Source organism: Endozoicomonas sp. ALB032, assembly GCF_049310125.1.
Classification (GTDB): Bacteria; Pseudomonadota; Gammaproteobacteria; order Pseudomonadales; family Endozoicomonadaceae; genus Endozoicomonas_A.
The window spans coordinates 280,894-295,865 of record NZ_JBLYNW010000001.1 but is presented as its reverse complement, the minus strand read 5'-3'; the positions used below and the strand labels follow the sequence as shown (position 1 = coordinate 295,865).

Below are 14,972 nucleotides of genomic sequence, written 5' to 3'. Positions count from 1 at the left end.
TGAGATGTTATCTCAGTTAAACGTAAAGGTAGCCTGAATTCATCATAATGTGACGAGAGAAAGGTTAATAAATTTAAGAGGCCAGTTGAAAGGCTCTGTTTGTAATCTTCATATGAAATAGTGTGGTTGGGATTTTTATATTCATCATCATAAGTATTATCTTGAGAACCGTAAGAAGTGCCACATGATATTAGTAAGATAAATATCACTAATCTACCTAAATAGAGCATATCTAATGTTTATGAATTTTAGGGAACAAGTAGTCAAGATAGATTACGAAAGGTCATGTCACAAATATCGAGCAGGCTGCACCTGCGAGCACCCGCTGAAAATGGCTGGAACAAAATATGCCTCAGCCAAAAAACATTCAGTTTCTGAAAAAGGCATTTATTGAACAGGCTGATCGCTATTATTCTTTATCATCAGTGGGTTACTGCCGACATACAGGGCAAAAAGGTGAATGTGCCAGCCATTGATTAAGGCAGTCTGCACAAAACAAATGTCTTCTACAACGTGCATATCGGAAAGGGAATCTTAAGGGCTCTAAACAAATAGGACATGATTCTGTGTGAATTTTTACTAAAAATATTAAGGGCTTTAAACAAAAAGAACATGATGCTGCGACAATGACTACAAAAGTTATGTGCTCCGTTGTTTGTGCAATGAATCTAGGTAAGAATAATAATAATGATCTTCCATGATTTTTAATATTCATGCTTATGTCGTATATAATATGAAACAAAAAACTTGATCCAAAAATAAATGATAAAATTTCAGTATATATATTACGAGGAGGCTCTCTACCTATTTCAAATAGATGGATATTAAATAAAAGACATACGATTTCAACAGCACGCAGCGGTAGCCTGACTCCATCATAATATATTAAGAGACCGCTTAAGAAATTTAACAGGTTACTCGAAGCACTCTGTTCATGGTCTTCGTATGAAATAGTTTGGTTGGGATTTAGATATTCATCATTATAAGTATTATCTTGAGACCCGTAAGAAGCACCATAAGATATCAGTAAGATAAACATCACTGATTTACATAAATAAAGCATATCTATTGTCTGGGGATTTTAGGAACACTTGGTCATGGTAGATTACGAAAAGTCATATCACAAAAATCCAGCACGCTGCACCTGCGAGCAACGGCTGAATATGGCTGGATAAAAAGATGCTCCAGCCAAAAGTCGTTCCGTTTCCGAAATAGGCATTTATTGTACAGGCTGACCGCTATTCTCTTTAGTTCATTGGCGGCTTACTGACGACATACAGGGCAAAAAGGTGAATGCGCCCGCCATTGACCAATGCAGGCCGCACAAAACAAATGTCTTGCACAAGTTGCAAATTGGACAGGAAATCTTAAGGACTCTAAACAAATAGGACATGGTTCTGTGAAAAGTATTACTAACAAATGTTCGGCAATTGCTAAAGACATTATGTGCTCTATTCTTTGTGCAATGAATTTGGCTAAGGATAATAATGAGATTCCATGATTTTTAACATTCATTCTCGTGTCGTATATACCATTAGCAAGATGGCTTGATGCAAGGCTATATGAAAAAATCATACGACATGTTTCAGGAGTTACTCTACGCATTTTAAATATATATAAATCAAAAAAAACAACAGCTGCTATTTCAGTCGCACGTAGAGGCAGCCTGAATCCATCATAATATAAAGAGAGAGTGCTTAATAAATTTAACAGGTTACTCGAAAAACTCCCTTCGTAATCTTTATATGAAATAGTTTGGTTGGAACTTACATGTTCATCATTATAAGTATTATCTTGAGACCCATAAGAAGCACCATAAGATATGAGCAAGATAAATATTACTGATTTGTATAAACAGAGCATATTAATTGTGTGGTAATTTTACGGAGTACTCGGTCATGGTAGACTGTGGGGGGTTGTGCAACAAACAATCCAGCATGCTGCACCTGCGAATATCCACTGAATGAACAGTCCTCCGGACTGATCCCTTACATCAATGCCTGCAGGGCCTGGCCCGGCTGGGCAATATTTTTCGCGAAATTGGCTAAACATAAAAATGTTCACTGGCGTGTACATTCTGTTTAAGGCAGGTATAATCACGTTCCAAGGCTGGTCGGGCGAATATAATTTTTAAAGACATTTATTTGTTATGGACACTGAGTCAGTCTTGATCTCGACTGCCTGTGGTAACCTTCTTGATGACTCATACGATCTTTGATACTCCCATTATTAATACTCTCTTTCGTTTAATCTCTACTCTGGGTCTGAAGCTTGCGGGCTGGAAGTTGTCGGGTAAAAAGCCGGATGCTCGAAAGTACGTCCTTATTGCTGCTCCCCATACCAGTAACTGGGACTTTATTCTGGTGATTGCCATTGCCTTTAAATTCGGTCTCAAGATTTCCTGGATGGGCAAGAGCAATCTTTTTAAAGGCCCCATGGGCCCCATAATGCGCTGGATGGGCGGCATACCTGTGGAGCGAAGCCGTAATACCGGACTGGTGCAGCAAGTTGTCAACCGGTTTAATGCTTCCGAGGATCTTATCGTTACCATTCCTCCCGAGGGAACGCGCAGCAAGGTGGGCCAATGGAAAAGTGGTTTTTACCATGTTGCGGTTGGAGCCGGTGTCCCCATTGCTCTGGGATTTCTGGATTTTAAAACCAGAGTGGGAGGTTTCGGCCCCATGTTCTTCCCTTCGGATCACTATGAGAGTGACCTGAAAAAAATTCAGCACTTCTACCAGGGGATGACGGGCAAAAGGCCTCACAGGTTCTGAAAGGAGCCCGCAGTGTTCTTCGCGCGTTTTGCGTAGCTGAGGTCAATGGCCGCAAATAAATAACGAGTAGTTGTAAATCCTGCTGTCCTATTGGCTAAATACAGGGAGGTTGCTTGAAATACAGCTATCTATGTTGAGCGAATAGCGATAGAATAACTGACCTTTTGTGGAAGGGCTGTTAATAAGACCTTCCAGGGAGACTGGCTGAGAATGCTCTGCAGGCGTTCCCGGGCTGCCTCCCAGATGTCCTGGTACTCCGTTTACCTCTGTGATCGGTTTGCATATTGAACTCTCATCGGATGCCGATCCTGTCAGTTCTTTCGAGATCTTCAACGAAGTCATGGACACCCAACTGCCATGAGTGAAAAGGCCACCGCCTGTTTGTGAACCCGGTGGCCGGAACATGGTTAATAATCACTGCGCGTTACGAAAAGGACCGTGCGGTGGATCAGTGTACATGGGAGCCTGTTTGCAGGCTCAGGTCGCAAGGTCCGAAAAGAACGATCAACGCTTTCATTGAATTATTCAAGCTAAGCAATCACTTGTCTGACTCTCTGAAATCTGTCCTGTTCCACAGAACATGGTGACCGACTTTCTACCCGCGACTGGCCCATGGGTGATTCTCACGGCTTAAGACCGGCGCTACCCCGTCGGCTGCCTGTCAGAGTATCTAAAGGGAGAACACTGATTGTATCAATGCCTAATTTTTTGGAGTACTTGATGTCTGACGACACAACCCCTGCTGAGTCAATAATTACCTTCGCTGAACTGCCTCTTTCCCCGGCAGTAATCAAGGCGGTACAGGATGTCGGTTATGAAACACCTTCTCCTATCCAGGCTCAGAGTATTCCCCGGATTCTTGAGGGCAGAGACCTGCTGGGTCTGGCTCAGACCGGTACTGGCAAAACTGCCGCGTTTGCCCTGCCTATGCTTTCCAGTCTGGATATGAAGGCCAATGATCCTCAGGTTCTGGTGCTGACACCTACGCGCGAGCTGGCCATTCAGGTGGCTGAAGCTTTTCAGCGTTACGCGCGTCACATGAAGGGCTTTCACGTGCTGCCGGTTTACGGTGGGCAGGATATGCGTGGTCAGCTGAGAGGCCTCAAGCGTGGTGCTCATGTTATTGTGGGCACGCCGGGTCGTGTCATGGACCATATTCGCAGAGAGAGCCTCAAGCTGGATGCTTTGAAAGCAGTTGTTCTGGATGAAGCCGATGAAATGCTGCGCATGGGCTTTGTCGATGACATTGAATGGATCATGGAACAGACACCGGAAGAGCGTCAGGTGGCCCTGTTCTCTGCCACTATGCCCAGACAGATTCGCAAGATAGCGGATACGCACCTGAAAAATCCTGCCACTGTTGAGATTAAGGCGAAAACCGCCACTGTTGATACCATCACCCAGAAAGTCTGCATGGTCAGCGGTTTCCACAAGCTGGACGCACTGACACGAATCCTTGAAGTCGAACCTTTTGATGCCATGATAATCTTCGTGCGCACCAAAACTGCAACCGTAGAGCTGGCTGAAAAGCTCGAGGCCAGAGGCTTTGCTGCTGCTGCATTGAATGGTGACATGAGCCAGGGGTTGCGTGAAAAAGTAGTAGATCGACTGAAGAAAGGCTCTCTCGATATTCTGATCGCTACAGATGTAGCGGCCCGTGGTCTTGACGTTGAGCGAATGTCTCACGTTGTAAACTACGACATTCCTTATGATACAGAAGCTTATGTTCACCGTATTGGTCGTACTGGCCGTGCAGGTCGTCAGGGTGTAGCTATTCTTTTTGCTACGCACCGTGAGCGTCGTATGTTGCGAGCTATTGAACACGCCACTCGCCAGCGCATTGAGACTATGCGTCTGCCGTCTATGCGTGATGTTCGTGATATGCGCATTCGTGCCTTCAAGGAAGAAGTGGTGAAATCTCTGGAAATGGGCGAAGAGCTGGATGTATTCCGTGAAATCATTGCTGAGCTGGAAACCGAACATGCTCTGAGCCACGAAGATATGGCCGCTGTTCTCTGCTTTATGGCCCAGAAAGAACGTCCGTTCCCGGATGGTAAAGAGCCTGAGCGTCCACAGCGTGAGCGACGTGATCGTGGAGACAGAGGCGATCGTGGTGAGCGCGGTGCGCGTCCACGTCGTGATCGTAAAGAAGACAATGAAGGTATGGTTCGTTACCGTGTTGATGTAGGTCGCGATCAGGGCATTACCCCCGGAGACCTGGTCGGTGCGATTGCCAACGAAAGTAATATTTCAGGCAAGAATATCGGTCACATTCGCCTGTTTGACACCTGCTCTTCCGTCTACCTGCCAGAAGGTGTGGATGCTTCCATTCTGGATGCTCTGAAAAACGTCAAGGTCCGCAACAAGGCTCTGGATCTGAAAATCTGGGCTGATGACGGTCGTCGTGATCACAATCGTCCCCGACGTGGCCGTGGTCGTGATGGCGAAGGTTTCAGAAGAGATCGTGACAATCGTGGTGGGGACCGGCGTCAGGGTTCTCGCAGGCCTCGCCGTGAAGCATAAGTCAATCATCTTTCATTGATTATGAAAAAGCAGAAGTCTGGTACTTCTGCTTTTTTTTGGGTGGAGCACTGCAAAAAGACAATTAACAGACCGCTAAAGGGCAGGTAGACTGTCAGGAAACAAAAATTAAAGAGGTCTCGCTTATGCTGTACGTAGCATTTTCTGGTTCGAAAGGGCGAGGAGTCTTTACACGTAAAAAGATTGAGCGAGATACAGTCATCGAGCGTTGCCCTGTTCTTGAATTGCCTCCTGAAGATCTTGAACACATTGATCAAACGACGATATACAACTACTACTTTTCCTGGGGTGAGGCAATGGATTCAGCCGCTATTGCTTTGGGGCTGGGTTCAATTTACAACCACTCTTATACACCCAATGCACTCTACCGATATGATATGGAAGATCGGGTGATTGAATTCATTGCCATTAAAAAAATTCGACCCAATGAAGAGATAACAATTAATTACAACGGCTCACCGAACGATCAATCACCTCTTTGGCAAGGAATTCAATGGGAGCCCTGAAAACCCAGCAGCCTGTCGGACTTAAGCATCCGTAGCGAGGATTGCAAGAAACAGGGATTTTTAGACCAATTTGCTGCCGTCCTCGCTACGGGCGCTATTCTCGGTCAGGCTCCTAGGAGCCTGACCGAGAATAGACTGCCCTACTGCGGTGGCAGCAAATTGGTCTGAAAATCCGCTTTTGTTCGTCAAATAGCTCGCTATTCTCCTCACAAAACCGAATTTTCATCCTCAATTTTCTGCCGTCCTCGCTACGGGCGCTATTCTCGGTCAGGCTCCTAGACACCTGAATTCAGGTGTCGTCAGTTAGCGTGATTGATTTATATCGCGAATCATTTGGCTGCTACACTTAGTGATGTTTTACCTTGAGGTGGTCAGCCAGACGAGTATCGGTCGATGTTCTACTGTTTGCTACTTCTTTGTCGTGTATAGGTGGCGCTTCTATCCGGGTTAATGATGTCACTTCATTCGTGGGTTTCATTAGGATGCTGTATCTTTGTATCGATCCGCATTCCGTATATAGCTCCGTATATAGCTCCGTATTTTGTGTCAGACCTTGGTAATAAAGGTTTCTGGCGGTTTTCAATGAGCAGCTTCAGGGTTTATGCTCAGGCTTTTCTGCCGGGGCAGAAATCAAGAACCGTCTCACGTGAGGTATAAGGTAAAATCATGAGAACCATGGGCCGTTATGTTCTGGTGCTGGCAGCAGGAGGTTTTCTTGTTGCCTGTAGTACACCGGACAAGAGTGTGGTGGTAACACCCACCGACGTTGAGGGTAAGACCTGGGTGCTGCGTTCCCTGAATGGCGTGCCACCGGTTAATGGCAAAAGAGTCACTCTTGAGTTTCAATCTGCTTCTGGCAAGGATGGTCAAATCAGTGGTCGTGGCCCTTGTAACGGTTACTTTGGCAGCTATACGATGCAACAGGATGAGTTGCAGTTTGGCAGAGTAGGTTCCACTATGATGGCCTGCCCGGAACCTTACATGAAACAGGAAATGGCTTATTTCAAAGGGCTTCAGCAGGTTGACACCATGATGTCCAACGGCCTGGTAATGACTCTGAAGGGGCGTCACAATGATGAGACGATGACGTTCTTTGCAGAGAGTGCCAAAGTGAGAGGGATCATCAAATCATCCACAGGCAGTTTCCCGGCTGGCGCAGATGTTCTGATTTTGATGAAAGATATCAGCAATAAGGATAAGCATTCGAACCTGATTGGTGAGAAAAAAATCAAGCTGAATCAGCGTGTTGATGGACCCTTAAAATTTGATGTTCCTTATGCGCCTTCACTGATTCAGCCAAACCGTACGTATTCTGTCTCTGTAGAAGTCAGACAAAATGGAAAACTGGTTTCCCACACTACTTCTAACAAAATAATTGATTTCTCCAGACCTCTGGAATTCAAAGGTCAGTGATCACGGGCTGAAAGTCAGGTTCAGAATTTCAGCCAGACAATAACCTGAACTCGCCCTCCTTTCTTTTGCAACCCTCTATCCCCTCCAGCAAATTCACTTTGCTGGAGGGAACTGCAAATATGATCTTATGAAGTCGCTGCTCGCTCCTTAGGAGCCTGTCGCGAAACTCTGGTTCTCATGCTTTCAGGTCCTCTGGGTCCCAGCGTGGGAACGAGTTGCAAAGCAACATTAAAGCTATCCTGCTGCTGATCCTTTGGTCCGGGTCTGGCTGAAAACAGGCTTGCCAACCAGAAGAGTCTTTCTTTTCACATGACAGCGCAAAGCAGGAAACGCTCTCTTAATTGACCTTAAATGTGATAGGTTTAGCGCTTTCATTTCACTGTTAAAGCACATCAAGGAGGTTCCATTATGCAGTTTCGTCCCTGTATTGACCTGCACGAAGGCAAGGTAAAACAGATAGTGGGAAGCTCTCTGCGTGATGGTGATAATTCGGCTCTGGTGAATTTTGAAAGTGACCGCTCTGCGGCTGATTTTGCGGATCTTTATCGGCAGAAACAATTAACGGGTGGTCATGTCATAAAACTCGGGCCCGGCAATGAGGATGCCGCCGCTTCTGCCCTGTCAGCATGGCCCGGAGGCCTTCAGATTGGCGGCGGTATTACAGCAGACAATGCTGTTCGGTATCTGGATATGGGAGCCTCACATGTCATCGTGACCTCCTACGTTTTCAAAGATGGTCAGATAGATTTTGATAATCTGGACAAATTACTCGCTGCAATAGGCCGTGAGCGTCTGGTGCTGGATCTTTCTTGTAAGAAAAAAGATGATGACTATTTTATTGTGACGGATCGCTGGCAGAGGTTTACCGATACCCGGATCAATGCTGAGACATTGAATAGGCTGGCTCATTATTGTGATGAGTTTCTTGTTCATGCGGCATCGGTTGAAGGTTTGATGGCAGGGCCTGACCTGGAACTGGTTTCCCTGCTGGCTCAATATTCACCTGTTCCTGTGACCTATGCGGGAGGCATTGCCACTCTGGAAGACATTGAAGCAGTCAGAAAAGCCGGTAACGGTCAGGTACACATTACCATAGGCAGCGCCTTGGATATTTTTGGTGGTTCGCTGGCATTTATGGATGTAGTCGCGCGCTGTAAAACCGATTAAGCCGCAGGTTTGACGTTCATGCCGGGTGGTTCTGAATTATCCGTTTTGGATATTTCTGCTCAACGTTTCAAGAGTACTCGATAATGCAGTGAGGCATGTTAAATTGTTTTTTTGGGAAAATGAGTCGAAGAAGCTTATCAAAGGCTCTTAACAGAAAAAGAGAGAAAGATCACTCTATAAATTCTTGTTAATTCTTGTCTATCCTTGGTGTTTGGAAAGGAAACGATGAATTAACACATGAACAGTCAAACACTGGGAAGCACTCTGCTGGTAGCAGGTACATCAATTGGAGCAGGTATGCTGGCCTTGCCTCTGGTTTCTGCTGCTACGGGTATCTGGTCAGGAATTCTGCTGATGATGTTAATGGCCTCACTGGCATGCTATGGAGGTTTGCTGATCGCCGAGGCCTGCCGTGCCGTGCCAGAGGCTGATAATCTTCATGGTGTGGTGGGACGGCTGCTGGGGAAACCCGGTCAGGCTGTCGCTATTCTGGCCATGCTGTTTCTGTATTACTCACTCTGTTCAGCCTATATCACAGCCGGCGCAGGGCAAGCGGTCGCCATCACTCAAAAAATGGGGCTGGCTCTCAGTTTTTCTCAGTCAGCTACGTTAGTGGCAGTGATTATTGCTGTAATGGTGGTTGTCGGGACGGTCGTGGTGGACTACGCCAATCGAGCCATGTTCTTTCTGATGATGATGTTAATGATGTTCATCATGGTGCTTTTATTGCCAGAAGCTGAAGCCAAAAATCTCACCCTTGGGGTCGGTCAACCCGGTATGCTCTTTGCTGCTTTGCCAGTACTTTACACCTCATTCGGATATCATTGTGCAGTACCTACAGTTGTGCGGTATGTAAAAGGCAAGCCTGGAGATTTTCGTATGGCACTGGTGTTGGGCAGTATCGTGCCCCTTCTGGTCTATTCACTCTGGCAGTTTGCCACCAACGGCACTTTGTCATCCAGTCTGATCAACAACCTGCAGGGCAGTCCGGATGCTGTCGACCAGCTTATCAACAGCATTGGTGAAGCCAGCCATTATTCCGGCTTTAACCATCTTATCAGTGCTTTTACAGCCTGTGCACTGGGCACTTCGTTTCTGGGGGTAGCCATTGGTCTCTTTGATTATCTGGCTGAAGTCAGTAAGAGACCTGATACCATCATCGGTCGTATTCAAACTGTCTGCCTGACTCTGGGGCTGCCGTTGCTGGTGGCGGTTTTTTTTCCGGGAGGCTTTGTGACGACTTTGGGTTATGCCGCAGTAGCTTTGGTGATTCTGGCGGTTTTTCTTCCCGTCATGCTGGTCTGGGAAGTGCGGAAGGAGCATCTTGAAGAGCCCTATCAGGTTGCCGGAGGTAATCCGTTGCTGGTCATCATGTGTTTGATCGGGCTGGCCGTGATTCTTGCCCAGGCAGGTATTGTTTCCGGCTGGCTGCCAGCTCTGGATTCCTGATCCGTTTTTGAGAATCCGGAGTCTTGATGACTCAAATGTTTTTAGCTGGTTCTTTAGCATTGATCCGATTACTATCGTTTCGTCAAACGAGAAATGTAGGAACTCCTCATGTTACGAAAAACTCTTCTGGCAGCTTCTGCACTGCTTATCCCGGTTCTGTCTTTTGCCAATGGATACGTTGGTGAGTGGTACACCGTTAACGAAGAAACCAATAAAAAGGAATCTCTGGTGACTATCTGGCAAGAAGGTGATCAGCTGAAAGGTAAGATTGTGGAGATCCTTGATCCTGCTTCCAGAGATGCGGTCTGTGAAAAATGCAAAGGCGACAAAAAGAACCAAAAGATAGAAGGGATGACTTTTCTTTGGGGAATGAAAAAAGATGGTTCTAAATACGACAACGGAAATGTTCTCGATCCGAAGTCAGGTAGAGTATACAGCGGCAGCATGAAGTTGATTGACGGGGGTCAAAAACTTGAGCTGAGGGGGTATCTGGGCTTTTCATTGTTGGGTCGAACTTCGGTTTGGGTGAAGGCTGATTAGTCGCAATTGCCTTAAGTCTCAGAGGCTCCGGTTACCCGGCAGAAATGACTGCCGGGTAGAAGTTGTATCATTTGTACTGACTGAAGAGTTCGGCTTTGTCTTCTTTTTCCTGCTTCAGAGTCATTGCCAGAAACAGAATCGCCATGACGCAGGCAGCCAGAATCAGCATAAAGCCACCACTCCAGCCCATCGCATCAACAATAACTCCCATAGCCAGGTTGGCAAAGAGAGCGCCACCGAGATAACCAAACAGGCCGGTCAGGCCAGTGGCGGTTCCGGTTGCCTTCTTGGGGGCTGAATCAGCGGCCTGGAGACCTACCAGCACAACGGGGCCATAGATCAGGAAGCCCACAAATATCAGGCAGAGGTTATCAATCATCGGGTGTCCAGCCGGGTTCTGCCAGTAAATGACAATGGCAACACAGACCAGTGCCATCATCCACATACTGACAGGGGCACGACAGCCTCTGAAGAAACGGTCACTGGCCCAGCCACAGAGCAGGATGCCGGGAATGCCGGCAAACTCATAGAGGAAATAGGCCAGACCGCTCTGAGCCATTGAGAAACCTTTCACTTCTTTCAGGTAAGTTGGCGCCCAATCCAGTACTCCGTAACGAACCAGATAAACGAAGACATTAGCCAGCGAGAGATACCAGAGCAATTTATTGTTAAATACATATTTGAAAAAGATATCTTTGGCCGACATCTCCTGCTCATGGTGGTGCTCGTCATAGGATTTAAGCTTGTCACCAGTCCATGCTTCGATACTGGGCAGGCCACAGGACTGGGGAGTATCTCTTAATAAGGTCCAGGTGATACCGGCCAGGACGAGGGCTACGACTCCGTGGAACCAGAGCTGTGATTGCCAGTCACCAAACAGATAGACCGCAAAAATAGCCATGGGACCTACCAGACCGGCTCCCAGGTTGTGAGAAGTATTCCAGTAAGCCCATTTAACGCCCCTCTCTCTCACAGAGAACCAGTGTGTCATGACTCTGCTGCCAGCCGGATAGCCCATACCCTGAAACCAGCCATTGAGAAACAGCAGGGCAAACATGGAAGTGACTGTGGTGGTGGCAAAAGGAACGGTTCCCATAAATATCATGGTCAGGGCCGAGAGAATCAGGCCAATACTCATGAATTTCCGAGCGTCACTGCGATCAGAGAGGTTGCCCATAAGAAACTTGCTGAAGCCGTAGGCAAAAGAGACCGCTGAGAGAGCCAGACCCAGTTCGGACTTGGTAAAACCCTGCTCAATCAGGTCGGGCATGGCCAGAGAGAAATTTTTGCGAATCAGGTAATAAGCGGCATAGCCAACAATGATGCCTAACAAAACCTGTATACGAAGTTTTTTATAAGTTTCATCAACTTCTTTGGACGCAATCTGCTCTTGATGAGCAGGAGGACTGAGAAAGCTCAACATAGGAAGTACTCCCGAATTTATTCGTTATAGCCATTTGTCCCGAACAAGAGCTCGTTCGGGCGGCCAAGAGCTTCGGCAAACATTCCTTTGGCCGGCAATTGGGTTCACGGCTGAATGATCGAACAGCTTTGCTCTCATTTCAGTGAGCATCATTTTTACAGGTAACTGGCAAAACGATGGTTAGACTCACCGGTATCAAAAAACAAAAGCCGCTTTATTAAGTCCCACAAACTCTGTGCAAAGATGTTCCTGTGGGAGGGTAGCAACTGTTAATTCCAGTTCAGATTTGTGATTTAGCAAGTCGAAAGCCAAAAAAAACTTAATATCACAATGATGTTCTTTAAATAGAACTTTCGTTTTGTTTTATAGTGCTAACCTGCCCAGTGCGGTAAACTGCTGTTGTTTATCTTTTTTGTGCAGGTTTCATGAACTGGTTCGTTTATATCATTCTGGCAAGCAACAACAGTCTGTATACCGGCATTACCACCAATGTCGAGCGGCGCTGGAAAGAACACTCAGGCAAAAAGAAAGGCGGCGCCCGATTTTTTAATGGTAAAAAACCTGCTGCCCTGATGTATCTGGAAGCAGGTCATAACCGTTCAACCGCAGGCAGGCGGGAAGCCGCCATTAAAAAAATGACTCGCACTCAGAAGGAGGCTCTGCTGAAAGAAAAGCAAAACATTGCTTCCAACTATGCTGAAGTCCTTCCGGTCGAAACAAGGCTTTGATCCGCAGAAATTTCTCACCCTGTCAGAATGCGCCTAAACCAATAAAATACATCGACATCAAAAGCGTCAATGCCGGTAAGTCATAAAGTGAGCTTGCCTTACTGATGTATTCATACTTAAAGCTACCCACATTGATAGACAGTTTTGATTTCCATAACCGCGCAGGACTGTACTCCGGTGATGCCTCAAATCGATAAACGTCGCCATTTTGGTATTCGGGTTTCAGTATCGTCAGGCGCTCACCGACTTTCTGACATAACCAGCTATCGACAATGTTTCCTTTGTCGTTCAGAAGACTGATTTTTGTGTTGGGTTCTTTACACAGTGCAACCACCGGGTAATTCTCCTCTTCAAAGAGAGTTTCAGTCTGGGTCTGGTTAAAGCCCATTTCCCACATTAACTGAACGGAGTCTGCCTGTGTAACATCATAGTCAGTGGGTACCGTTTCAGTGGCCTTTGTTGTTACCGCATCGGTATAGATGTCAGTAATAACAGCAGCCGCTTTTTCAGTCGTATTAGTCATGACCGTCTCGGTATTGTTTCCAGTATCAGTATGATCAGTAATGGCAGGAATAGTTGTCGTTAAAGGATTTGTTAAACGAGCTTTTACACGGTTTGTTATAGGAGCAGGAGTAAAAGGGTAAGTTCCTGGAAGCCAGTTTAACTGAGGGTTTGTTTTTTTGCAGAGCGGGCTGGTGTCACCCTTTGCTTTACAGACATAAATCTTGATGCGCATGTTGTGTGTCAGACAATGCCCACCTTTTCTGTTATAGAGTGTACTCGCACGGCCATCTGAAGTGGAGAATAGATAGTAATATTTCCCACCTTCAAAGGTTTTGTCGTTCATTCCGGCAGCATTTTCAAGAAACAGTAAACTAAGGTGAATCAGGCGAGTAGGGTCGTCGCAAATAAATAAATCTTGCCGGGTAATGGGAAAATCTTCCGGTATCTCACAGTTTTCATAGTAGGTCTCGTTGTTCGTGAGCCATATATTTTCTTTCATGTCTGAGGTTTGCCTATCGTGGCTGCGTACCCTTGCTACAGTAGGAAGGTTGGGGCAAAGAAACTGTATCTGCGAGTTTAGCCTTACCCCTATGGTTTTGTTCTCAGCTTTGGAATATAAATCATATTCCCACAATACACTTGTGTAAACATCACGAGCATCAGATGTCTGCAAGAGATGGAATAACAACAGGAGCGAAAATAAGAAAACTTGCATTATATTTCTCTAATGTAAAGTTAGAATAAAAGTAGTAGCCCTATATGCACACCTTTATCTGGTCAGAATGCGTTTGTCACAATAAAGTACATTGAGATCAAAAGCGCCAATGTTGGTGAGTGGTAGAGAGGGTTTTCTTCATTGGTCATGTGATGTCTGAAGCTAGCCACATTAACAGACAGTTTTGATTTCCATACCCGGGTATGGCTATATTCGGGTGATGCCTCAAATAGATAAATGTCGCCATTGTAGTATTCGGGTTTAAGTATCGTCAGACGCTCGCCGACCTTCTGACATAACCAGCTATCGACAATCGCTCCTTTATTGTTCACCAGGCTGATGCTGATGTTGGGCTCTTTACAAAGTGCAACCACTGGGTAACTCTTTTCTTCAAAGAGCTGTGCAGTTCGGGTTTGGTTATAGCCCATTTGCCAAATTAACTGAAAGCGCCGCGACAGTGAATGACCATCATAGTCGGCAGTGGCCTTTGCTATCACCGTTTCTGTATCAGTCATAATGACAGGAGCCACACCAGTGGTTTTTGGCACCATTGTTTCAGTTTCATCATCAATATCGGAATCTGTGTCGTTAATAATGATGTGCAAAGTCGTCGTTACAGGGTTTGTTACAGGATTTGTTAAAGGGGTGGTTAAAGGGCTTTTCAAAGGAGCATAAATAAAAGCATCCGTTGGACTGTAAAAGTTTGGCTGAGGATCTGTAATGCCTCTGCATTCGGGATTTGTTTCATTGATAAGCTTTTTTTTACAGACATAAATCTTGAGGCGCATGTTATGGGTTAGACAATGTCCGCCTTTTCTGTTGTTAACTGATGACTCAGTCCCGTTTGATGTGGACAATAAATAGTAATGTTTCCCGCCTTTAAAGGTTCTGTCGTTCGGCCCTGCCGCATGTTCAAGAAACAGTAGACTTAGGAAATCCAGCTCAACGGGATCGTCGCAAATAAAGTGATTCTTTTTAGTTGAGGGAAGATCTTCAGGTATCTCACAGTTCTCATAGTGGGTTTCATTGTCCGTTAACCATATATTTTCATACATGGTTGAAGTTTGTCTATCGTGGCCCCGTAGCTTTATTACGGTGGGGAAATTGGGACAAATAAAATATATCTGTGAGTTTAACTTTACTGTTATGCTCTTGTTCTCAGCATCAGAAAATAATTCGTCCCACCACCAGAGGCTCTGGTAGATATCACGA

Annotated in this window: 15 protein-coding genes; 9 read left to right on the top strand and 6 right to left on the bottom strand. The window is 45.9% G+C overall.

The window, feature by feature from the left end:
* Positions 1 to 347: 347 nt before the first annotated feature.
* Positions 348 to 476 carry a hypothetical protein gene (locus ACO6VG_RS01110; protein WP_422137149.1) on the top strand — a complete coding sequence of 43 codons (129 nt, stop codon included), beginning with the start codon at positions 348 to 350 and terminating at the stop codon, positions 474 to 476.
* On the opposite strand, the gene ACO6VG_RS01105 is transcribed toward ACO6VG_RS01110, so the two are convergent.
* Together ACO6VG_RS01105 and ACO6VG_RS01100 are read right to left on the bottom strand one after the other, a co-directional pair.
* Positions 431 to 715 carry an RING finger domain-containing protein gene (locus tag ACO6VG_RS01105; RefSeq protein WP_422137036.1) on the bottom strand — a complete coding sequence of 95 codons (285 nt, stop codon included), beginning with the start codon at positions 713 to 715 and terminating at the stop codon, positions 431 to 433. The genes ACO6VG_RS01110 and ACO6VG_RS01105 overlap by 46 nt on opposite strands.
* 548 nt (positions 716 to 1,263) lie before the next feature.
* Complete coding sequence (locus tag ACO6VG_RS01100) at positions 1,264 to 1,830, bottom strand: RING finger domain-containing protein (RefSeq protein ID WP_422472289.1); 567 nt, start codon at positions 1,828 to 1,830, stop codon at positions 1,264 to 1,266.
* 368 nt (positions 1,831 to 2,198) lie between these two features.
* On the opposite strand from ACO6VG_RS01100, the gene ACO6VG_RS01095 reads away from it, so the two are divergent.
* The 3 genes from ACO6VG_RS01095 to ACO6VG_RS01085 all read left to right on the top strand — a co-directional run bounded on the left by ACO6VG_RS01095 (position 2,199) and on the right by ACO6VG_RS01085 (position 5,821).
* Complete coding sequence (locus tag ACO6VG_RS01095; RefSeq protein ID WP_422135205.1) at positions 2,199 to 2,774, top strand: lysophospholipid acyltransferase family protein; 576 nt, start codon at positions 2,199 to 2,201, stop codon at positions 2,772 to 2,774.
* Positions 2,775 to 3,494: 720 nt separating this feature from the next.
* Positions 3,495 to 5,297: a DEAD/DEAH box helicase gene (locus ACO6VG_RS01090; protein WP_422472287.1), complete on the top strand. Its 1,803-nt coding sequence runs from the start codon at positions 3,495 to 3,497 to the stop codon at positions 5,295 to 5,297.
* Positions 5,298 to 5,440: 143 nt separating this feature from the next.
* On the top strand, positions 5,441 to 5,821 hold the full coding sequence (locus ACO6VG_RS01085; RefSeq protein WP_422135203.1) for an SET domain-containing protein: 381 nt from the start codon (positions 5,441 to 5,443) through the stop codon (positions 5,819 to 5,821).
* A gap of 346 nt (positions 5,822 to 6,167) precedes the next feature.
* On the opposite strand, the gene ACO6VG_RS01080 is transcribed toward ACO6VG_RS01085, so the two are convergent.
* The gene (locus tag ACO6VG_RS01080) at positions 6,168 to 6,299 is read right to left on the bottom strand and encodes a hypothetical protein (protein WP_422135202.1); all 132 of its coding nucleotides are present in this window, start codon (positions 6,297 to 6,299) and stop codon (positions 6,168 to 6,170) included.
* Positions 6,300 to 6,487: 188 nt separating this feature from the next.
* Between ACO6VG_RS01080 and ACO6VG_RS01075 the strand changes: the two genes are divergently transcribed.
* The 4 genes from ACO6VG_RS01075 (at position 6,488) to ACO6VG_RS01060 (ending at position 10,390) form a co-directional block, all read left to right on the top strand.
* A complete protein-coding gene (locus ACO6VG_RS01075; RefSeq protein ID WP_422135201.1) occupies positions 6,488 to 7,234 on the top strand; it encodes an META domain-containing protein in 747 nt (248 codons plus the stop codon).
* Positions 7,235 to 7,642: 408 nt separating this feature from the next.
* Positions 7,643 to 8,401: a phosphoribosylformimino-5-aminoimidazole carboxamide ribotide isomerase gene (gene hisA, locus ACO6VG_RS01070; protein WP_422135200.1), complete on the top strand. Its 759-nt coding sequence runs from the start codon at positions 7,643 to 7,645 to the stop codon at positions 8,399 to 8,401.
* A 237-nt stretch (positions 8,402 to 8,638) separates the two neighbouring features.
* Positions 8,639 to 9,850 (top strand): aromatic amino acid transport family protein, encoded by a 1,212-nt coding sequence (locus ACO6VG_RS01065; RefSeq protein ID WP_422135199.1) that lies wholly within the window; start codon positions 8,639 to 8,641, stop codon positions 9,848 to 9,850.
* A gap of 108 nt (positions 9,851 to 9,958) precedes the next feature.
* Positions 9,959 to 10,390 carry a DUF2147 domain-containing protein gene (locus tag ACO6VG_RS01060; protein ID WP_422135198.1) on the top strand — a complete coding sequence of 144 codons (432 nt, stop codon included), beginning with the start codon at positions 9,959 to 9,961 and terminating at the stop codon, positions 10,388 to 10,390.
* Between the two features lie 67 nt (positions 10,391 to 10,457).
* Here the strand turns inward: ACO6VG_RS01060 and pgtP are convergent, their stop codons facing one another.
* Positions 10,458 to 11,813 carry a phosphoglycerate transporter protein PgtP gene (gene pgtP / locus ACO6VG_RS01055; protein ID WP_422135197.1) on the bottom strand — a complete coding sequence of 452 codons (1,356 nt, stop codon included), beginning with the start codon at positions 11,811 to 11,813 and terminating at the stop codon, positions 10,458 to 10,460.
* Between the two features lie 425 nt (positions 11,814 to 12,238).
* Between pgtP and ACO6VG_RS01050 the strand changes: the two genes are divergently transcribed.
* Positions 12,239 to 12,541 carry a GIY-YIG nuclease family protein gene (locus ACO6VG_RS01050; protein WP_422135196.1) on the top strand — a complete coding sequence of 101 codons (303 nt, stop codon included), beginning with the start codon at positions 12,239 to 12,241 and terminating at the stop codon, positions 12,539 to 12,541.
* Between the two features lie 22 nt (positions 12,542 to 12,563).
* Here the strand turns inward: ACO6VG_RS01050 and ACO6VG_RS01045 are convergent, their stop codons facing one another.
* Positions 12,564 to 13,544, bottom strand: coding sequence for a hypothetical protein (locus tag ACO6VG_RS01045; protein WP_422135195.1), 981 nt, complete (start codon positions 13,542 to 13,544; stop codon positions 12,564 to 12,566).
* Positions 13,545 to 13,822: 278 nt separating this feature from the next.
* Entirely contained in the window at positions 13,823 to 14,815 is a 993-nt protein-coding gene (locus ACO6VG_RS01040) for a hypothetical protein (protein WP_422135194.1), read from the bottom strand.
* Positions 14,816 to 14,972: the final 157 nt, after the last annotated feature.